This is a genomic window from Vreelandella neptunia (genome assembly GCF_022489065.1).
Taxonomy (GTDB): domain Bacteria; phylum Pseudomonadota; class Gammaproteobacteria; order Pseudomonadales; family Halomonadaceae; genus Vreelandella; species Vreelandella neptunia_A.
On the sequence record NZ_JAKVTW010000001.1, the window covers coordinates 776,342 to 796,286 of the forward strand.

General features: G+C 46.9%; 16 protein-coding genes. 7 read left to right on the plus strand and 9 right to left on the minus strand.

Annotation, left to right across the window (positions count from 1 at the left end; translation table 11 throughout):
• The first annotated feature begins 31 nt into the window (after positions 1 to 31).
• The 5 genes from MLE19_RS03500 to MLE19_RS03520 all read left to right on the plus strand — a co-directional run bounded on the left by MLE19_RS03500 (position 32) and on the right by MLE19_RS03520 (position 6,936).
• Positions 32 to 1,303, plus strand: coding sequence for a site-specific integrase (locus MLE19_RS03500; RefSeq protein ID WP_240716668.1), 1,272 nt, complete (start codon positions 32 to 34; stop codon positions 1,301 to 1,303).
• Between the two features lie 202 nt (positions 1,304 to 1,505).
• Entirely contained in the window at positions 1,506 to 2,240 is a 735-nt protein-coding gene (locus MLE19_RS03505; RefSeq protein ID WP_240716669.1) for a DUF5677 domain-containing protein, read from the plus strand.
• 1,284 nt (positions 2,241 to 3,524) lie between these two features.
• Positions 3,525 to 4,970, plus strand: a complete 1,446-nt coding sequence (locus tag MLE19_RS03510) for a hypothetical protein (RefSeq protein WP_240716670.1) — start codon at positions 3,525 to 3,527, stop codon at positions 4,968 to 4,970.
• A gap of 111 nt (positions 4,971 to 5,081) precedes the next feature.
• Positions 5,082 to 6,047 carry a DUF2971 domain-containing protein gene (locus MLE19_RS03515; protein ID WP_240716671.1) on the plus strand — a complete coding sequence of 322 codons (966 nt, stop codon included), beginning with the start codon at positions 5,082 to 5,084 and terminating at the stop codon, positions 6,045 to 6,047.
• A 277-nt stretch (positions 6,048 to 6,324) separates the two neighbouring features.
• Positions 6,325 to 6,936: a recombinase family protein gene (locus MLE19_RS03520; protein WP_240716672.1), complete on the plus strand. Its 612-nt coding sequence runs from the start codon at positions 6,325 to 6,327 to the stop codon at positions 6,934 to 6,936.
• Positions 6,937 to 7,669: 733 nt separating this feature from the next.
• On the opposite strand, the gene MLE19_RS03525 is transcribed toward MLE19_RS03520, so the two are convergent.
• The 5 genes from MLE19_RS03525 to MLE19_RS03545 form a co-directional block, all read right to left on the minus strand.
• Entirely contained in the window at positions 7,670 to 8,038 is a 369-nt protein-coding gene (locus tag MLE19_RS03525) for a hypothetical protein (RefSeq protein WP_240716673.1), read from the minus strand.
• A 75-nt stretch (positions 8,039 to 8,113) separates the two neighbouring features.
• Positions 8,114 to 9,781 carry a phosphoethanolamine transferase gene (locus MLE19_RS03530; protein WP_240716674.1) on the minus strand — a complete coding sequence of 556 codons (1,668 nt, stop codon included), beginning with the start codon at positions 9,779 to 9,781 and terminating at the stop codon, positions 8,114 to 8,116.
• A 24-nt stretch (positions 9,782 to 9,805) separates the two neighbouring features.
• Positions 9,806 to 10,492, minus strand: coding sequence for a phosphatase PAP2 family protein (locus MLE19_RS03535; protein ID WP_240716675.1), 687 nt, complete (start codon positions 10,490 to 10,492; stop codon positions 9,806 to 9,808).
• Positions 10,474 to 10,851: a diacylglycerol kinase gene (locus MLE19_RS03540; protein WP_240716676.1), complete on the minus strand. Its 378-nt coding sequence runs from the start codon at positions 10,849 to 10,851 to the stop codon at positions 10,474 to 10,476. Before MLE19_RS03540 ends, MLE19_RS03535 begins: the two co-directional genes overlap by 19 nt.
• A gap of 74 nt (positions 10,852 to 10,925) precedes the next feature.
• Complete coding sequence (locus tag MLE19_RS03545; RefSeq protein WP_240716677.1) at positions 10,926 to 12,050, minus strand: glycosyltransferase family 9 protein; 1,125 nt, start codon at positions 12,048 to 12,050, stop codon at positions 10,926 to 10,928.
• 363 nt (positions 12,051 to 12,413) lie between these two features.
• Between MLE19_RS03545 and MLE19_RS03550 the strand changes: the two genes are divergently transcribed.
• Positions 12,414 to 13,076 (plus strand): response regulator, encoded by a 663-nt coding sequence (locus MLE19_RS03550; RefSeq protein ID WP_240716678.1) that lies wholly within the window; start codon positions 12,414 to 12,416, stop codon positions 13,074 to 13,076.
• Positions 13,073 to 14,494 carry an ATP-binding protein gene (locus MLE19_RS03555; RefSeq protein ID WP_240716679.1) on the plus strand — a complete coding sequence of 474 codons (1,422 nt, stop codon included), beginning with the start codon at positions 13,073 to 13,075 and terminating at the stop codon, positions 14,492 to 14,494. Before MLE19_RS03550 ends, MLE19_RS03555 begins: the two co-directional genes overlap by 4 nt.
• A 28-nt stretch (positions 14,495 to 14,522) precedes the next feature.
• Here MLE19_RS03555 and MLE19_RS03560 read toward each other — a convergent pair whose 3' ends face one another.
• From MLE19_RS03560 to MLE19_RS03575, 4 genes are read right to left on the minus strand one after another with little or no spacing between them, the layout of a single operon-like run.
• Positions 14,523 to 15,746, minus strand: a complete 1,224-nt coding sequence (locus MLE19_RS03560) for an acetate/propionate family kinase (protein ID WP_240716680.1) — start codon at positions 15,744 to 15,746, stop codon at positions 14,523 to 14,525.
• Positions 15,743 to 17,182: a bifunctional enoyl-CoA hydratase/phosphate acetyltransferase gene (locus MLE19_RS03565; protein ID WP_240716681.1), complete on the minus strand. Its 1,440-nt coding sequence runs from the start codon at positions 17,180 to 17,182 to the stop codon at positions 15,743 to 15,745. The genes MLE19_RS03560 and MLE19_RS03565 overlap by 4 nt, the downstream gene beginning before the upstream one ends.
• Positions 17,169 to 17,987: an enoyl-ACP reductase FabI gene (fabI, locus tag MLE19_RS03570; protein ID WP_240716682.1), complete on the minus strand. Its 819-nt coding sequence runs from the start codon at positions 17,985 to 17,987 to the stop codon at positions 17,169 to 17,171. The genes MLE19_RS03565 and fabI overlap by 14 nt, the downstream gene beginning before the upstream one ends.
• Positions 17,984 to 19,795 carry a PHA/PHB synthase family protein gene (locus tag MLE19_RS03575; RefSeq protein ID WP_240716683.1) on the minus strand — a complete coding sequence of 604 codons (1,812 nt, stop codon included), beginning with the start codon at positions 19,793 to 19,795 and terminating at the stop codon, positions 17,984 to 17,986. The genes fabI and MLE19_RS03575 overlap by 4 nt, the downstream gene beginning before the upstream one ends.
• Positions 19,796 to 19,945 lie beyond the last annotated feature (150 nt).

Below are 19,945 nucleotides of genomic sequence, written 5' to 3' on the forward strand. Positions count from 1 at the left end.
TGCGTCTAAGTGATACAGAATGGTGGTACAAATGAGCTCACCCTACCTATTAAAATCTCGTCATGGCATATACTACTTTCGTTTGGTTATTCCTGTCCCGCTTCGGGTAGTCATTGGGAAGACGGAATTAAGACGATCCCTCAAAACCAGAAGCAAACGAGAAGCTTTATTAAAGAGCGCTAGGCTGCTGCTAGAAGCTCAAGAGCTATTGGGTAGTGCAGAGGGTAGGGGAACGGGTAGCGATCCTACTCCAGCCTTTACAGGCGCTACTAGGCCTCCTTCTAATACTACTCTGTCCGCGCCTGTTCCTACACTCTCTCAATTCTTTGAGTCGTATCGTCAATTTCAGCTAGTCCAAGGGGTTAGCTTAAAAACTCTAGATGATAAAGAAGCCGTTGTTCGTTTGTTGCTGTTTATCTGTCAAGATAAGAGAATTGACTACTACACCATAGGCGATGCCAAGCTCTTTCGAGAGAAAGCCTTACTGCTACCTCCGCTAGCTCTTCGTACACTACAAAAGCATCCCAATAAGGTGCTCTCAGACTTGATTGGAAAGGTCGAACCTACCATCAGCATTACAACCTATAACAACTACATTAAAAATTTATCTACAATTTTTTCTTACGCACAAAAAGAAGAAATATTGTATAGCAATCCATTTGCTAATATGAGAATCAAGAATCCTGTGCGGGTTAGCTCATACCGTGATGTATTCACTCCTAGTGAAGTGGCATTAATATTCAAAAAAACAAGCCATTATCGAGAGTCTAAACAAAGTTTCAAGTATTGGTTGCCTAGGTTGGCTTATTATACTGGTGCGCGTTTGAATGAGTTATGTCAGTTATGCAAGCAAGATATAAAATTAATAAATGATGTGCCATGCATTCACATACAAGCAGTTTCACCAAATCAAAGAATAAAGAACTCTTCTTCTGAGAGAGCTATACCTTTACATAGCAAGCTTGTAGAGTTTGGTTTCAATGAATGGGTGGAGAACCAAGATAATCAAATATTTCCAATGCTTAGATATTCTGATAAACATGGATATTCAGCTACACCAAGTCGATGGTTTGGGAGGTTCAAAGCTGATATAGGCTTGTTTGAAGATGGCGCTGGAAAGAAAGACTTTCATAGTTTTAGGCACACAGTAGCCGATGAGTTGAAGCAGAAAGGAGTGAGCGAAAACTTAATAGGCGGAATTCTGGGGCATACAACGGGTGGAATAAACAACACGCGATACGGAAAGGATTTTAAGCCTGAAGTTTTGAAGCCGGTAATTGAGTTGCTGGCGCACTGTAGGTAGCTCGACCAATTTTAGACACTATTGCACCTGCGTATAGCTATGTTTTATTCTGCATAGGTGGGTGCAGAGAAAGGATAGATAGCAATATCTAGATAGACTAAGATGTGCTAGCTACTTAAGGTTGAGTGAACTATTGCTGATATTAAAAAATACATCTAGTATTCAAGTTTTTAATTGTTCATAACAAACGGAAGGGTGTGATATGAGAGCAGATTTTCTCCGTAACTGGCGTTCATATGTAAAGATAAGAAATCAAGCGATAGTGGGAATAAAGTTTACGGATAGAAGAGAGCACTTAATTTGTGGTTTGTTTAGTCGCGTAGATGGGCTGTCTCAAGAAATAATAAAGTTGCTTAAAAGTGAAGGTTCGTTGGGCTGTCCTCCTATGATGAGATCGGCTCTTGAATCTTATATAGACTTAAAGTGTTTGAAGAAAGATGAAAAATACATTTACGAATTTGAGGCTATGCATGTAGATAGCCAGATAAAATATTATAAAGCTTATAGCGATGAAAATATTTGGTTTAAAGAAATGAGCGAAGCAGAGGTAAATCTGAAAATTGAAGCATTAAAGAAAAGAAAAAATGATCTATTGGAAGGTAGGAAAAAGCCAATGAGGTTGAAAGAGCGCTTTGAAATGGCCGAGGAAAGTCACGCATATGATACTATTTATCACAACTTGAGTAACCTTGTTCATTCTTCTATTGGTGCATTGGCAAATCAATATGATGGTAAAAATCAAGTGTTGAATATGAAGCCAAAAGAAAGCCAGACCAATTATTATTATAGCAGTACCATAAGTTTGTGTTGTGCTACGCTTATAGAAACTCTCGAAGCTTTGGGTCATAAAGAACACATAATTGATGAGCTTCAAAATATTATGAAAGCTGTTAACAAAAAAGCTAGATGTGTGTCAGGAATAAGAGGAGAAGTCTAACGTAGTATTCATACTGTTTAATCCGATGGGAAGATTTAATACATGCTTTTTCTGTCTATAATTAGAATACAAGATTAGCCTTAAAATATTGGTAACTGATAATTGTGCATAGGTTCTATTAGTGGCTCTACTAGACCACATCGCCGGTACGAAGACTTATGAAAGATAAGATAAAACACTAAAGCCAGAAGCCTTGGTTGATATTATAGAGCTTAAAAAGCTTGAAGGAGTAATATTGTGAATATCACGTCTTTATCGCTCTTAGTCAGCCTATGAATACCTGTAGATACCGGTAAGCGCAGCTATGACATTGCCCTTGCTTATTGTCGTGATAAAGGTGGGCTAGCACAGTATATAAGCAATGATGACACAATACGTTTTAGCTGTAGTAGTGATATCACCACTATAATCACTATTCAAAAGTAATCTTCAAAGAGCCTATTTCAGCGTCTAAGCGCCTCTAGGGAATAGGTAGCACATACCCCTATCTTCAGAGAGATCGCTTATCCTGGCTTGAAATAAGCGCCATATAGCAGGGTTGTGAATATTCAGCTTTGAACAATTAAATAGCAAGGCTTTACCCTATAAGATAGTCTACTCAATAGGTAGCGGAGAAAGAGAGCATCATTAATTTTTCTTGACCTATCCCCACCAATATAGGGAGAGAGTTCCACTACCTCCCCTTATCTCTCATGCTTTCCATCATTTAATTAGTAACTGTTTACCTCTCTACCACACCCATTAGTTACACTCTGTTACAGCTTGACTTGAGAGCAGTACCTGTGGCTTAATGTGTTTAGTACCCCACAACTGAATAACCGAACCGGCATCCCTTAAAGGGTTTGTTACCCGGCTCTTTTTTTGCGTCTGTAATTTGAACAAAACTATTAATCACTTACACGGTGCTATGTTCATTGTGGGACACAGTCTTGTGGTTACAAAACCTATAAGTAGTTATAAAAATTGATAACCCACATCAATACAACCCAAAGCATAAAAAACCAAGGAGAATATATTGAAATAGGCACAATACAATATAGAAAAGGGAAATTGTTTTACAAGATAAATAGAATAAAACAATAATATCAAACACTAGAATATAATTTTCTTTCTTGTTGTTTGTTGGGATATTTATAACTAAATTCCTAACGGTGGACATTTTTGCTTATGGCTTATAAGAGTTTTTGTCCACCTCTGATATACCAACCTAAGTAAGTAACTCTCACACTTTCGTACAGAATGGTGGGGAGAATTAATGCAAAAAAATAACTGAGGAAAAATTAAATGACTGATACTGTTTATGTTGCAAGTGCTCTTATGGGCGCTGGAAAGACCCGAGGATTCATTGAAAAAATCAACCCTGAAGATAACATAATACTGGCTGTGCCTACTATTAAGCTTGGTGATGATATAGTATTGGCGATGAAAAGTGAAGGCATTGATTATGAAGTATTTAATTCTGAGGACAATTTCTTAGAGTCTACAAAAAGCCGTATAGAAAAAAGATTAATAGAAGAAAAGGATGGGGGTGTTCTTATTATTACGCATAAATCTCTTTCTATGCTCAATACTGATTACTTGGTCGGATGGAATGTTGTTTGCGATGAGGTTCCTAACTTAAGCAACTGTAAATTTTCTCGGGAAATACCGCCCAGTACCTATGAAAGGCTTTTTAAAGGGCTAGTTGAAGATCATGATGATGGAACCGTAACTATACAAGATGGTGTTCCAGATTCAGTGCTACTTGAAGAGCTTAAGAAATCTACTTTAGCTGGCATTGAATCTGCTGAGATGATGTTTAGTGGATTGTTAGAGAGGAAGGCTGTTGTAAAACTTTTAAAGAATAAAAAAGGGTATATCATCACTATTGCTGATTACATTGATTATGCCAATATTATTAAGTCATGCGTCTCATTTCACGTGATGGGCAATAGTGTAGAAAAGACTCTTTTCTATCAATTTGTGAAGGTAAGAGGGTATAAGATTGAAAAGTCTGAGTATGCTCCAGGTTCTTTTAAGTATAAATCAACTGTGACATTGGTTCCATTATTCAATACTAAAAAGATTAGTCGTGAGAAAATGGAGTTAAAAGAAGATGGCACTAAATCTTTGAAATTTGATGAAACCTGTATAGGCTGGAAAGGAATTAAGAAGGCAATCGAATATCACCAGGGCGAACGTATATTGGTGCAGTGCTTTTCTTGGATGAAGAAATTTCCTTTTAGTGACTATATTAACGCTACAGTAACATCATTTGATTCTCGTGGATTGAACGTATACCGGGATACTCACCATCGTACAGTGAACATTATTCATGGTAACCCTATTCCAATTTTAAAGCCTTTACATACAGAAATGCTTGCAATGATGGGTGTCGATATTGAGGTTGGTAGGGCTGCTATTGAGCATGAGAACTTCATTGAACCAATGGCACAGCACATTGCAAGAACTTCTATTCGTAATGGTATTGAAGAAGATAATATTTTTGTAGTACTTCCTACAATTGATGTAGCTAATAGAATTGAAGAGGTGCTTCAATTGAAATGTGGGATTGATCTTTCAATTATGCTTGATATTCCTGAGAAAGCACCTACTCAAGCGAAAATGAAGGCAGCAGAGCGTGACCAAGAAATCCGTAAATTGAGTGAGAGCGCCACACATGAAGAAATTGCCAAAAGATATGGAATTACCACTAAGACTGTACAAAGAGCGTTGAAAAAAGTAGCGTGAAATTTCTCATATTGCTGGTGTAATATCGATGTGTGTAAATAGCTGCTCACTTGCTTACTATCTATGTCCATCCTACAGTCAAATTAATTTAATAAATAAGAAGAGTTCAAAATGGAAGCTGAAAATTGGAAAGATGATGTACTGAAATTCATAGGAGGTTACGTAGAGCATGATACAGATTTGAATTCTTTGCGGCTCTTATTGCTTAAGAATAAACCAAGTTGCTTATATCGATATAGGTCAGGAAGTAATTTTGACTTGGATGCCTTAAAAAAAGGCTATGAGTGGCTTTCTTATCCTGATGATTATAATGATCCTTTTGACGCTAGAATGTTTTATGATACTGAAGAAACAATATTGCCAGCACTAAATAATCACTTTAATAAAACATTAGATCCGCAATCTAAGGCTATGATTGAGGTTCTTACTGGCAATAAAGAATTAGACATATATGGCGGTCGACCAGACAAGCAGGTGATTGAAAAAGCTAGAAAATTACATGGATTGAGGTTTTCTTCAATGGAAAAGCTATGTGAAGATTTTGCTGCCCATTGTAAAGATAGAACTGATAATCTCGAGTCCCACATGGATAAAAAGATTAGAAATATGTCGTTAATATGCTCTTTTACTACACATCATTCTAACCATTTAATGTGGGCGCATTATTCAAATTCATATAAAGGATTTTGCTTGGAATATAATTTTTCTAAATTTTTATTAAATGATGGTTTAATTCTTCCAGTTTCTTATTATAAGAGCCCGCTTGATGTAACAGATTTGCTTATAAGATCTGGGCTTAAAGAGAAAGGAGCTATGCATAGAGCTGCAATAGGAAGCGCTTTGGTCAAAGGGACTGCATGGGAATATGAAGATGAGTGGCGTTATATCAGCTATTCAGAAAAAACAACTAGGGAATTAAATGGTTTGCAACTGAATAGAGTTCTTCTTGGCTGTAATGCTAGCGATGAACTCACTAATAAAGTTGTTGAAATATGTAAGAATCGAGGTATTGAAGTGGTCACAAAAAAGCGATCATCTATTTCTTTCGACTTAGTCGATGGCGAGCGCTTAGCATAAGTCCTGACACCTACACTAGATATTACTTGTATGTACTCACTATCAATTTTGAAAGGACAGGCTTTGGTGAGGCGTCTTTCTTTCTTCAGCCACATCCTTATCAAAAGGAAGGCTACTTACAGTTTTAACATGAAAAGCTTGCGATCTTTTAGGTATATTTCAGCGAACACACCTAGGAAAGCTCTTTTCGTGTTCATTAGGTAGTGATTGACAACCCAAACGAATACATTAATAATGACCACACTCAAAAGAACACAATTCAATGGAGTGTGTCGAGATGACTTTTATTCGTGCCTACCTTCGTGCTTCGACGGAAGACCAGAACGCTAGTCGTGCTAAGAAGGCTCTAGAAGCCTTTGCCAATAATAAGGGGGCTCGAATAGCTTCATGGTATATAGAGAATGCCAGCGGCACTAAAGCTGACCGTACAGAGCTAGCGCGTCTAATTGATGATGCCCAGACGGGAGACATTCTACTAATTGAACAGGTTGACCGCTTAACCCGTCTCACCAAAAGTGATTGGGACAAGCTGAAAGCAGCTATACAGAGTGCAGGGCTTCGTGTGGTCTCTCTTGATCTGCCAACGAGCCAAGCAGCTATGACAGTAAGCGCCAGCGATGACTTTACTGGACGCATGCTGGATGCGGTTAATTCGATGCTCATGGATATGCTAGCCGCTGTTGCTCGCAAGGATTATGACGATAGGCGCAGAAGGCAGGCTGAAGGAATTGAAAAGGCAAAGGCCCAAGGCGTTTATAAAGGAAGACCTGCCGATGAGGTTCTGCATCAGAAGATTCGAGAGCTTCGAGAGAAAGGCTTTAGTATTCGGAAAACGGCTGATCTTGCTGGATGTGGTGTTTCGACCGTTCAGCGAGCTCTCAAGTCTTGAATATGAAAACATGCTTATGTATGTGTCTGGCAAGTAATTATGAATTTTAGAAAAAAATTATATAGCAAGTAAGCATTTGCATAGGGCTGTGCTATGTCAAAGCTCTATGCGCTCGCTATGCCAAAAGCTCAAAATCTGTCCGTGTTCTTGTCCATACCCGCATCGTTATAGAAGGGGGGTGCTTGAAATCTCTGATATGAGTCCAGTGGTCTACAATAAACTCTAAGAATTTCTAGTGGACGGTTTGAAAGGTATGAATTTTGGTACACATTGGTGATACAAAATGGGTAATGCTGGGTACAATCTGGGTAGCGTACTAGGAAGTGTACGCTAACAAGTGAAGGCTGAAATTTCTTTGTAAATCAATTGCCAAGGCGCTCGGAAAGATACTCGGTAGTGGTGGCTGCGTGTGCCGGGATGTGGCTTTTGGGGCTGCCTCCATTTGTGTGTCGTTTCCAGTCTGTTGTGACATAAATTCCAGCCAAAATGACATAATTTGCGGTTTGTCGTGACATAACCGATTTTTGTAGTAATCCTACGAAATGGTTTGGTGTCATGTATAGGCGCAAAGTCTGCCACTCTCGTGTCAAAAATCTCTATAAATTTGCAGCGCAAAAAATTATAACTTAATAATTGTTGAGTCTTCGCAGAGGGTTTATGCATCCGCCATTTTTTTAATTTTACCTAGCGGCATAAATAAGAGGCCTATTTGCTGAATTACATATTAAGTTTGTTAATTCAATAAATATAAAACTATTAAGGTTCCAACTCCTGCAGCTCCTAATACGTCAAGCGTTTCTATCAACTCAATTTCTAATATTTTTAATACATTGTAAGAAAAATAGCGACTGAGTAACTGTGATATACCAGTTGACATTACACTTAGTGAGGCGATGATAATCTCTATTTTTTCTATTCCCATCATCCATAGAAGAATCGTTAGTAAAGTGACTAAAACAACGCTGGCTCTAAGGGTAGGCCATTCAGCAGAATGAATAGATGTATTGATGCCGCCTACCAAGTCCTCCGAGGTTGTCATTTTTTTGGGTAGAAGCCGTTTCCAAAAACCTTGGCTGGAGTTAAATAAATGCGATAAAACCATGTGCATACACCAGAATAGTTGAGCAGGGTGGATAGCAGCTTGACATGGAATACTTAACGATCACTTAAGCATTTATTAATTGGCGAGGCTCCGGCACGTTTGACTAATATCTTTCTTCTGTAGGTAAACGTCCGTTACTACACCAAGCAAACCCAGCACGCTGTGAAATAAGTTATCGTGCGAGGCGGCTTGATCAGAGACTTGGCGTAAGCAGCTCATATCAAGCCCTTGCTGCTGTGAAAATGAACTGGAAAGCCACCACACCATAGGCACATCCGTCTGTTTGTCGGGAGCAATGGCGTAGGGTATACCGTGCAAGTAAATCCCATTTTCGCCCAGTGATTCACCATGATCAGAGAGATAGATCATCGCAGTTGCGTAGCCATCCTGACGCTTTAACGTCTCAATCACCTGATCCAACACAGTGTCGGTATATAGAATGGCATTGTCGTAGCTGTTGGTAATGTCCTCTCTTGAGCACTTGGCTAAATCCGCGCTGGCACAAGCGGGAACAAAACGTTCGAAGTCAGCAGGGTAGCGTTGGTAATAGCTGGGGCCATGGTTGCCTTGCTGATGCAGCACAACAACCTGATCAGCTGAGGTATCGCTAATTTGCTTGGTCAAGGCTTGAACCAGTGCTTCATCCAAGCATCGCCCATCTGGACACAAAGACGCATACTCCTCTGGCGAGAGCGTTTTTGTCGTCACTCCGTCGCAGACACCTTTACAGCCTGACTGGTTATCAAGCCAGGTGACCTCTAACCCGGCGTGGGCTAATACATCCAGCAAGGATTCATGTTGCTGAGCATACGATTTAGCGTAATCGGCACGCCCTGGTAATGAAAACATGCAGGGTAACGAGACCGCTGTGCTTGTACCGCATGAGGAAACATCTGAAAAATTGATAACGTCAGGCTGCTTGGCAAGTTTGGGCGTGGTTTGGCGTTCATAACCATTTAACCCCCAATTCGCCGCCCGTACTGTTTCGCCCACCACAATGACGAGCAGTGTAGGTTTGTCGCCCACTTGTGAACTGATACTGGCGTCCTCACCCACTGGGGAGCGCACCGTATTCGCGGAAGCGTGTTGGCTGGAAAGCGCCTGCGCCATCGAAACAATATAATTACCTGGAGTAATCAAGTAGCGAAGCTCTTTATTGTTGCGCATGAGCGACGACACATCTTGATAAGATAAGCAGATCGCTAACAGCAATATAGCAGTGCTGGCAAGGCAATAAGCCGAGCGACGCAACATTGCCTTCTTCCAGGTTGAAGGTGTGATTTTAACGCGCCAAATCATGATGGTTGGCAAACAGAAAAAGATGACTAAATGAATCAGTAATCCGGGTGTAAGAAGTTCCTGTGCCTCGTTAGTATCCGTTTGAAGCACGTTGTCTAACATTGAAGTGTCAAAATAGGTGCCGTAATAGCTGGTAAAGTAACTGACGAAGGCGGCAATCAGAAAAAGTAAGGTTAATAAGGGCTTTACCAGTGTTCGAAAAGCAATGCTAATGAAGGTCAAATAGTTAAGGCAGGTTATCACCAAAAACATATTGGCAAAGGTTAGCCACGTCTTTACGTCAAGAAGATCATAGCCAGTAAAAACTTGTTGCCAAAAAGGGACATTGTAAAAAGCACTGAATATTACAACCGCCCATAAGACAATTTTCTCCGTGCTAAATAGGGGGCGATAATGCCAAACGGTGTCAACAATTTTTGAAGGAAGGGACAGCAAGGTGGACATCGAAAGTCTCTCTGTATGAAAAGATTAATGAACGCTGGGGTGTAATAAGAATCTTGAAAGGACAAAGCTTACGGTCCAACAAATCATGACGGTCCAGAGGTCGTGGGAGAGAAAGTGCGCCCCGCGGAACTGTTGAGCGATCCCAAACGTAAGGCCAAGCCCTACACCCAGTGCAAGCCCTACCCATCGCCATTGGGGCCGTATGGCGGCAAAAAAGAAGTACAGGGCTAACCACGTATATCCTGCGCTGGCATGCCCGGCGGGAAAGCAGGCGGACGCTGGCATTGAGGAAGGCCGTATGTTGAGCAAGCCAATAAAGTCTCGTGCCCCACCATAGCGCACTAAATCCCACGGGCATTCCATGCTCACCAAGTGTTTAATCGTTGCTACAAGTAGCGCTGAAAGAAGCGTTGCGGAAAAAAGATATAAAAGTGGGGTGCGATACGCTTTAAGACGCGTCACCACGGTGCTTAGTATCAATAGGAGGAGTGTGACTAAACCCATCGCCAAGCTTAACCATTTGCCGCCTTTGTGAAGAATGTCTTGGGTAATTAAGGTATCTTTCCACACCCAGGCATTACCCTGAAGGGAATATATAAAGTCAGTTATCGTGAAATCTATGGTTAAAATGCTGAAAACTGACATGGAGATTAGAAATAAAACCCATGCGGATGCTACAGGTTTGAGAACATTTAGTTGAGCAGCACGCATAGCCACACACCTATCATCATAAAAATGGTCATCATGACGGCGGCAGTTCCCATATCTTTTGCACGCCCGCTAAGTTCATTATGCTCTAGTCCTATACGGTCAATGGCGCTTTCGATGGCGGAGTTAATGTGTTCCACTATCACTACAAGGGTGAGTGAAAAAAACAGCAACGCTTTTTCTACGGAAGTGACATTAAAAAGAAATACAAACGGGTAGAGGATGAGGAAAAGCATCACCTCTTGTCTAAAGGCAGATTCATTTTTCCAGCAAGCTTTTAAACCCGATACTGCATTGATATAAGCACGGAAGATGCGTTTAAAACCCGTGCCATTGGGTTTTGATGTAGTTGAGATAGGCAAGGCAGTACACTCGATAACGTAATAGTAGGATCACTATAAAGTGCAAAACTTAACGAACAGTTATGTACTTTAATTCAGTAACTAGAATACAAATGCTCAGCACTGGGTGGCGGTGTTACCCACTGTGTTGGTTGGCTTGTTACTGAGGCCGATTGAACGGGAGGCGTTGAGTTTTGTCCGTCAAGATTAGCGCGTATGGCGTCTATTACCGTGCTGATCTCTGGGCGCCACAGAATGGTGTCGTAGGCTTCTCGTGGTACGAAAGCGAGTGATTTTTTCTGGCGTACTAGGGAAATGGTGGCGACATCGAGTGCTGCTGCTAAGTGCATAGGCCCTGAGTCTGGCGTCACGAGTAAACGCGCACGCTCCAAAATGGCGGCAAAGTGGCGGATAGGAAGCGGTGGGCACAAGCTGCCATAAAGTGATGACTTCAAACGCTGGTTAATAGGTGTTAAAAGCCTAAACTCCTCCGGTCCAAGAAATACGACATAGCGTATTTTGCGGGCTTCCATGGCATTGATGAGCAGCAGCCAAAATTCCAGCGGCCAACGTTTGTGTTGATGCCCACCTACGAAGATCGCAATAAAGTCAGTACCTAGTGGGTGGTCGCTATTAAGGCTGACTTGCTGCTGTATTTTCGTCATTGCGAGGTCGCGCTCCTGCTCTGTTAGCTGGAGCAATGGCCGGTTACGGCAAGCAACACCGAGGGGACGTGTCAAATTAACGATGGCATCGTAAGCATGTGATGACTTGCTTTCCGCCTCAATGCTGTACCAGCGCTGTTGCCCTTTACGAGAACCCATGCTGTACCGTGCCCCTATTAACCGGGTCACGATAAAGCCGCTCGTTGATCCTCCGCTCACTTGTACCGCTAGGTCATAGCGTTGTGCTCGTAAGCGTCGTAATAGTGCCACACACTGCCAAGGACGGAGAATGGCGGCTCTCGACAGTAAGTAAAAATGATCTATAGGCCGTTGCTGCAACAGTGGCAATGTTTTATCAGTCGCTAAATAATCTATGCGCGCGGAAGGAAAACGTTCACGAAAAGCATCGATGACCGGGGTGCTGATGAGCGCATTGCCCAGACGAAAATTGGGGCGAATAATCAGAATTTTTTCTATGCCCACAAGGCTGTCAATAGTTTCTGGTGCAGGCGCTTTGAGAATAAACCGTATGGCTCCGAGTAAATATTGCTTCATTCTTTTTTCTATAAAACGGGCCATTATTTTTAAATAATAGTTTGTTCTAATGAGTGTTAGTAAGTGCATGCTTTGGCTCTCTATTCAGTTAATAGAAAATGATCTGACCACGGTAACGACAGGGCAGATTAAAAATGACCGCCATTCAAAGCTCTGATTTGGTTTTGCCCGTGGCGAAAGAGGCAGCTTGAGCCTAAATAACTTAAAGAAGAGTTAAACAGCGAAAGAAGTTTGCAAAGATAGGGTGGTTGGCTTACTAGTTGAATTCACATGAGTATGTTTTTTGAGAAGTAAGCTGCCATATTTAAGAAAAGCTTAAGTTTTGGTAGCCAAGATAGCGGTTTGTCGATTGAGGGGATCAGCATGCGTGCACTACTAATAGAAGATGACCCCTTGCTTGGGGATGGCATCAAGACAGCGCTAGAGCGTGAGGGCTACACGGTCGATTGGTTTATGCTTGGCCGCGAGGCAATTAGTGCTATCGGCAGTGAGACCTTCAGCGTGATTATTTTGGATCTTGGACTACCTGATATGGACGGTATGCAGGTATTGCACTTGCTCCGGCAGCAATCCGCTTTGCCAATTCTGATTTTGACGGCCCGCGATGCGATGGAAGACCGTATTGGCGGTTTAGATGCTGGGGCGGATGACTATGTGCTAAAACCTTTTAATTTGAAGGAGTTATTGGCCCGTTTGCGTGTCGTTATGCGACGCGCAGAGGGGCGCGCCTCGCAGATATTGACGCTGGGAGCGTTGAGTATTGATGAAGCTCGTCATGAGGTGAGTTGGCGAGGCAAGGACGTAAAGTTGGGCCGACGCGAGTATGCCTTATTGTTAGAGCTAGCTAGGCACCCGGACAGAGTGCTATCACGCCCTCGTTTAGAAAATTTGCTTTATGGCTGGGGTGAAGAGGTAGAGTCCAATACGGTGGAAGTTCACATTCATCATCTGCGTAAAAAGTTTGAAAAAAACTTGATTATTAATGTACGCGGAATTGGCTACCGACTGGATAGCCAAGTGCAATGATATCAATTCGGCGTTATCTACTTCGAACATTGGCCATTGCCATGGTTGTCGCCGGGGGGATTGCGGTTACCGCGGCTTATTTAATTACCGATCACGAGCTAGAAGAAATTCTCGATACACAGCTTAGTCTGCATAGTCGTATTGTGGCTGGTCAACTCGACCCAAACGCGACCATTGACGACTACGCTCGCTTGACTTTGCGCATGGGACTTCCAGAACATCCGGCACAACTATATCGCGACGGTATCGCAGTACCCTTGCCCGTGAGCAGCTCTGAATCAGGTCCCAAGCTTTACCACGAGGAAGAGCTTAAATTATTACTGGGTTTTTGGAATGCCGATGGCTCACCCAGACTGTTAGAGGGCAAATGGAATGATGCTGGTCCTTTCCCCGCGCCTTCAGAGGAGGGTTTTCGCTGGGAAAGCTACGATGGGCATCGGTGGCGGGTTTTCAGCATGTTTGACGTTGCCAGTGATACCTGGATTAGCATGGGGCTGCGAGGTTCGTTTCATGATGAAGTGGTGGAACGTATCACCTGGAACAATTTATTGCCGATGCTCTTTCTGCTGCCACTCCTCCTTTGGCTGATGAGTCGCATTATCCGCCGGGGTATTGCGCCGATTCAAGCGCTTTCCAGCCAAGTACAAGGCCGCTCTGCCCACGATCTGCGTCAAATCGATAACGCGGTTCCTCAAGAGCTTAATGGATTACGTCAATCGCTAAACGACTTTATCGCCCGGTTGAAAGAAACGTTAGAGCGCGAGCGGCGCTTCACTGCAGATGCAGCCCATGAATTACGCACGCCCTTGGCAGCGCTGAGAATCCACTTAGATAATGCGCAGGCAGGGGGAGAGCAATCATTACAAAAGGCTTATGTCGGGGTTGAGCGGCTTCAGCGGGTAGTAGAGCAGCTGCTTATTTTGGCTCGTTTGGATCAAGTTGCCATAACCCCACCGGCCACTATCGATCTCTATCCGATTATTGCTGAGTTGGTAGCCGAGTTGTGGCCACTCGCTGAAGAACGAGATCAGCACTTGAGGCTAACAGGCTTAACCCGGTTGGAAATTCGCGCCGACGAAATTGAGGTGGGAATTCTCTTTCGTAACCTACTGGATAACGCCTTGCGCTATACGCCAGAAAGCGGTCAAGTAGAGGTAGAGTTGGCGCTTTGGGAGGGTTTGCCTCAACTTACTGTGAGAGACACTGGCCCCGGACTCCCCGAGGCACTTTTGGATAAAGTCACTGAGCGCTTTAGGCGCGCTTCTGGCCAGGGTACTACCGGCAGCGGATTGGGATTGTCGATTGTCTCGGAGTTGGCTCAGCGCCAAAACGCACGCCTTACGCTTAGTAATCTTACGCCCAATGGCCTAGCGGTAAGCGTGACGTGGCAGAAAACCAGCATCAAGACCGTTGATTAGCTTGCTGGCCTTGGGTGTGGATATGAGGCTACGGATGACTAGCGCCATGAGACGGGAAGGGGGCATGCACTCCCGTGGTTAGCCGGTGCGTCGCACCGGCCATCACGATCTCTTCATCAGTGGGAATGACCAGCACGTCAACGCTTGATGCCGCCGAACTGATGCGGACGGCATCGCGTTCGTTGGCGTCAGTGTCCAACGCCACCCCCATCCATTCGAGCTGCTGACAGATAAGACGACGGACCAGTGCCGAGTGCTCGCCAATACCGGCGGTGAACACGATGGTATCGAGCCCCTTGATGGCGGCTGCCAGCATGGCCAGTTCGCCTGCCGCGCGATAGCAAAACAGCTCGATGGCCTCGCGCGCTTCGACAGCAGGGCTTGATTGCAATATCGCCATATCATTACTGATACCCGATACGCCTAACAGCCCCGACGTTTCATAAAGTAGGTGCCCGACCTCCTGAGTGGTCATCCCCAAACAGTCAAGCAGATGCAAGAGAACGCCGGGGTCAATGGTGCCGCAGCGCTGGCCCATCATGAGCCCATCAAGTGCAGTGAAGCCCATGCTAGTAGCCACGCTGCGGCGAGCCTGCATGGCACACATGCTGGCGCCATTGCCTAAGTGAGCCACGATAACGCGTCCATCCGCCCTGGCGCCGAGATGGTGAGGCAGTGTGCTGGCAATGTAGTCGTAGGACAGACCGTGAAAGCCATAGCGAATAATCCCCGCATCGGTCAGTGCGCGCGGCAGTGCGAACAGCTGGGCAAGCCGGTCTTGGGTGCGGTGAAAGCTGGTGTCAAAGCAGGCGACCTGAGGCAGACCGGGGAGAGCAGCGGCCACGGCGCGAATCGCCTTTACATTGTGGACTTGATGAAGCGGCGCCAGCGGTTCGAGGGTTGTCAGTTCATCAAGCAGGGCCTCAGTCACCCTGGCGGGGCCGGTGTGGTGGCGCCCGCCGTGTACGACGCGGTGACCGGCCGCGAGGATATTGACACCTCCACGGTGATTTTTTAGCCACTCAAGCAGCGTAGGGATCAGGTCATCAAGCGCTGCCCCAGCGTCGACAGACATACCTTCGCTTGGCGATAGGGCGCGGCCTTCGCCATCACGCGCTGAAAACACACAGCGGCTGCCAATACCCGCAATCTTGCCTCGCAAAAGGGCCGCCGTAGGGTTGGATGTCTCTGGGTAGAGGGCAAACTTGAGGCTCGATGACCCCGCATTCACCACCAGAATCGCGTCTGTCATGGCGCTGTTTTCTCCCCGCTAGTGCCATTGTTCCCGTTGTTGATAAAGCACTGTGCCAGGGCACATGAGGCCAGTCGCGCCATCGGGCTATCTGCTCGGCTGGTCAGAATAATCGGCACGCGCGCGCCCAGCACAATGCCCGCCGCATCAGCACCGGCCAAATAGATCAACTGCTTTGCCATCATGTTCGCTGCTTCGAGATCAGGGGCGACCAGTATGTCGGCATCACCCGCCACGTCAGACACGATCCCCTTGGTGGCGGCTGCCGAGGCAGAAATGGCGTTGTCGAAAGCCAGCGGCCCATCGAGCAAACCGCCGGTGATTTGCCCTCGATCGGCCATTTTGCACAGCGCTGCAGCATCCAGCGTTGAAGTGATGTGTGGGTTGACGGTTTCGACCGCAGATAATATCGCCACCTTGGGTTGTGGGATGCCTAGGGTATGCGCAAGATCAATGGCGTTCTGCACAATGTCACGCTTAGTCCCGATATCAGGGTAGATATTAATGGCCGCATCGGTGATGAAGAGGGGCTTGGGGTAGGGAGGGACATCCAGCACATAGATATGGCTCATCCGTCGTTCAGTGCGCAGGCCCGTGTCGGTGTTCACGACCGCGTTCATGAGTTCGTCAGTATGCAGCGACCCCTTCATGAGCGCGGCCACGTGCGAGGCCCGGACAAGCGCCACGGCCGCATCCGCGGCGGCATGACTATGCGCCGCATCAATGATCTCTATGCCATCCAGGCTCTCCCCGGCAGCCTTGGCCGCTGCGTGAATCTTGGCCGTGGGGCCCACCAGGATGGGCACAATCATGCCTTGGCGAGCGGCTTCCAGCGCACCAGTGATCGACAGTTCATCGCAGGGGTGAACGACAGCGGTACGGATGGGGGGGAGGTGATGCGTTGCCGCGATCAGCTTGGCATATTGTGCGCCTTGCACGTGCAGGTGTACTTCTGGCAACACAATTCGAGGGCGGCGCACTTTTTCACGCGGTGCGATGACTTCCGCGGTGCCGTTGATCACCAGCGTGTTGTGCTCGTTGAAGCACGTGCAGGCCAGGGTCAAGCGGCCTTTGGGGTGTTTCTCGGTGACTTCCACTCTCACTTTGACCGTATCGCCTAGGCCGACCGGGGCCATAAATTGCAGGCTCTGAGTAAGGAAAATGGTCCCGGGGCCGGGTAGCTGAGTGCCCAGAACCGCCGAGATCAAAGCACCGCCCCACATGCCATGGGCAATGACCCCATGAAACATATCGGTTTTTGCGTATTCCACATCAACGTGGGCGGGGTTAACGTCGCCTGACATGACCGCAAAGAGTTCAATATCCTGCGTTTTTAACGTCCGGGTCAGTTGTGCGCTGTCCCCGACCGAAATCTCGTCGTAGGTTTTGTTCTCTATATAGGTAGGTGTCGCCTCGACATGCTCACGCTCGGACATGAAAACCTCCATCTACATAGGCGGTATCGCCTGACACGCAGCGTGCGTTATCACTGGAAAGCATTACCGCCATATGGCCGACATCCTCAATCGTCACCAGCGTTTGTTCCGGCGCCCGCAACCGCGCTGCGTCTATGAGCTCATCGAAGTGCGCAATCCCAGAGCCCGCTCTGGTGTTAAGCGGGCCTGGCGAGATTGCGTTGACGCGAATTCGTTTGGGGCCCAGCTCAACGGCCAGCGAACGCATGGTGCCCTCCAGCGCCGCTTTGACGGGCCCCATTATGTTGTAATGATCGATGACTTTCTCACCCCCGTAGTAGGTCATGGTCAGGATTGAGCCACCCTGTACCATCAGTGGCTCGGCCAGGCGTGCCATACGTATCAGTGAGTGGACGGAAATATCCATGGCCTGGGCAAAGCCAGCGCGTGAACAATCGGTGACGCGCCCGTGCAGATCCCCGGCAGGACAATAAGCGATGGAGTGGACCAGGATGTCGAGTCGTCCCCAGCGCTTTGCAATGGCGGCAAAGACCGCCTCCATTTCGCCCTCAACGTCTACGTCCATGGGCAGCAGCAACGCCGCGCCGATGGCATCAGCCACGGGCATCACAAAAGGCTTTGCCTTTTCAGTGGCATAGGTCAGCGCAACGTCGGCACCCGCTAAGCGAAACGCTTGCGCGCAGCCGGTGGCGATGGAGTGCTCGTTGGCGACACCGACCACCAGCGCGACCTTGTCTTTAAGAGCAAGCGCTGGAAGCGCATCGTCTTTGCGATCATTTTCCAGGCCGTTGTGGAGGGCGGTCATGTTTGCTTCACATAGGTGCCAGGCGCATCGCACAGTGCCGCATAGCGGCCTGAGCGGGCACCCAGTGGGGGAGGCGCGACGGGATCGCCCGACTGTTTTTCAAGCCAATGAGTGAACGCAGGCCACCACGATCCCGCCTGTGTCTCGGTATCTGAGCACCAGGTATCAGGTGAACGGTAAGAGGCATCTGCATCGGTGTCGGCGATGCGAAAATGGCGGTCGTGATGACCAGGTTCCGACACAATCCCCGCATTGTGCCCGCCACTGGTGAGCACGAAGGTCACATCAGCATCCACTAACAGGTGAAGTTTGTAGACGGAACGCCAGGGCGCCACATGATCGTCTTCAGTGCCAACGGCAAAGATGGGGGCACGAATATCGGTAACCGCAATCGCTTTGTTATCTACCTGGTAGCGACCTTCGGCCAGGTCATTGTTCAGGAACAGCCAGCGTAGGTACTCTGAATGCATCCGGGAGGGCATACGCGTTGCGTCCGCATTCCACGCCATCAGGTCGAAGGAGTGGCCCTGCAATCCCAGCAAATAACGCTGAATGGCAGGGGCCCAGATCAAATCGCGAGCGCGCAATAAGGCGAAGGCGCCGGCCATCTGATCCGATGACAGATAGCCGGTCTGAGACATCATGTCTTCGATCATGGTCACCTGGGAGTCGTTGATGAACAGACGCAACGGTCCCGCCTCGGTGAAATCGATTTGAGCGGCCAGAAAAGTGACGGTCGCGAAACGCTCATCGCCGTCGCGCGCCATCGTTGCCGCTGCGATAGCCAGAAGCGTTCCACCTAAACAATACCCGACGGCATGGAGTTTGGGAGCATGGGTGATCGCTTGAACGGCATCGATGGCTTCCATAATGCCCAGCTGACGATACTCTTCCATGCCGAGGTCACGGTCTTCTGCGTCGGGATTCTTCCAAGAGACGATGAAAACGGTGAAGCCCTGAGCCACCAAAAATTTAACCAGTGAATTCGTCGCTGACAAATCAAGAATGTAGTACTTCATGATCCAGGCTGGCACGATGAAAATCGGTTCAGGGCGCACCGTGTCGGTGCTGGGCGTGTATTGAATTAACTCTATCAAATCGTTACGAAAGACGACCTTGCCGGGGGTGATCGCAAGATTGCGCCCTACTTCAAAGGGCTGCGGGCCCGCTGGCTGTGCTTTGCCGGTCTTGCGGTAGACATCCTCGGCCAGTTGCTTGGCACCACGCACAACGTTTTGGCCCTTCTCCTCCACTGTAGCGGCGATGACTTGCGGATTGGTAAAGGCAAAATTGGACGGCGAGGCTGTGTCAATCATAAGGCCGGTGACAAACGCCATGAGGTCTTCATGCGCAGGGGCCACGCCATGAACCCCGGTCATGGCCTCTTGCCACCATTGCCAGTATTGGCGGTGCGCCTGCGACAAAATGTTAAAGGGGTATTGCCGCCAGCGTTGATCAGCAAATCGCCGGTCCAAGGTGTCGGGCTCGTCGCCTGATGCTTGGGAGGCCAACATTTGAGGTCCGCGCATTGGCGATGCGAGTACCTGTGTCCACAGCGTCTGCGCATTTCGCATCGCTGAGGACATCAGCTGCAACTGCTTACCCGGTGAAACAGACAGGTGTACTGCCCAGTCCATCCACGCTTCTGCCAGCACTGAAGGGGCAAGTCCTGACGTTGCTTTCGCCACTGCCCGGTGGGCGGACTGGTCGATGGTTTGATAAAAGTTCGATACCGAGTTGCTATCGACCGCTGTGCCGCTTTCGGTAACGGTCCTATCAGTATCCGAGGTTGCCGGACGTTTTAACATCGTTCCTCCCTTATGGATGGTAGCGCCGTTATTTCCACGCTATTCCACCCAAACTGTTCCACCCGCTAGATGAACAGAGGGTAGTCCTTGCTCGGATGTGAAAAGCTGATCAGCATCAGTTATACCGGCTAAAAGTCGGTGTTTTTTGCC

What these genes read in the sequence shown, in the direction of transcription:
- MLE19_RS03510 (WP_240716670.1), top strand. Translation starts at nt 3,525, where the DNA reads ATGACTGATACTGTTTATGTTGCAAGTGCTCTTATGGGCGCTGGAAAG.
- MLE19_RS03525 (WP_240716673.1), bottom strand. Translation starts at nt 8,038, where the DNA reads ATGGTTTTATCGCATTTATTTAACTCCAGCCAAGGTTTTTGGAAACGG.
- MLE19_RS03560 (WP_240716680.1), bottom strand. Translation starts at nt 15,746, where the DNA reads ATGACAGACGCGATTCTGGTGGTGAATGCGGGGTCATCGAGCCTCAAG.
- fabI (WP_240716682.1), bottom strand. Translation starts at nt 17,987, where the DNA reads ATGACCGCCCTCCACAACGGCCTGGAAAATGATCGCAAAGACGATGCG.
- MLE19_RS03565 (WP_240716681.1), bottom strand. Translation starts at nt 17,182, where the DNA reads ATGTCCGAGCGTGAGCATGTCGAGGCGACACCTACCTATATAGAGAAC.
- MLE19_RS03530 (WP_240716674.1), bottom strand. Translation starts at nt 9,781, where the DNA reads ATGTCCACCTTGCTGTCCCTTCCTTCAAAAATTGTTGACACCGTTTGG.
- MLE19_RS03575 (WP_240716683.1), bottom strand. Translation starts at nt 19,795, where the DNA reads ATGTTAAAACGTCCGGCAACCTCGGATACTGATAGGACCGTTACCGAA.
- MLE19_RS03550 (WP_240716678.1), top strand. Translation starts at nt 12,414, where the DNA reads ATGCGTGCACTACTAATAGAAGATGACCCCTTGCTTGGGGATGGCATC.
- MLE19_RS03500 (WP_240716668.1), top strand. Translation starts at nt 32, where the DNA reads ATGAGCTCACCCTACCTATTAAAATCTCGTCATGGCATATACTACTTT.
- MLE19_RS03545 (WP_240716677.1), bottom strand. Translation starts at nt 12,050, where the DNA reads ATGAAGCAATATTTACTCGGAGCCATACGGTTTATTCTCAAAGCGCCT.
- MLE19_RS03555 (WP_240716679.1), top strand. Translation starts at nt 13,073, where the DNA reads ATGATATCAATTCGGCGTTATCTACTTCGAACATTGGCCATTGCCATG.
- MLE19_RS03515 (WP_240716671.1), top strand. Translation starts at nt 5,082, where the DNA reads ATGGAAGCTGAAAATTGGAAAGATGATGTACTGAAATTCATAGGAGGT.
- MLE19_RS03535 (WP_240716675.1), bottom strand. Translation starts at nt 10,492, where the DNA reads ATGCGTGCTGCTCAACTAAATGTTCTCAAACCTGTAGCATCCGCATGG.
- MLE19_RS03505 (WP_240716669.1), top strand. Translation starts at nt 1,506, where the DNA reads ATGAGAGCAGATTTTCTCCGTAACTGGCGTTCATATGTAAAGATAAGA.
- MLE19_RS03520 (WP_240716672.1), top strand. Translation starts at nt 6,325, where the DNA reads ATGACTTTTATTCGTGCCTACCTTCGTGCTTCGACGGAAGACCAGAAC.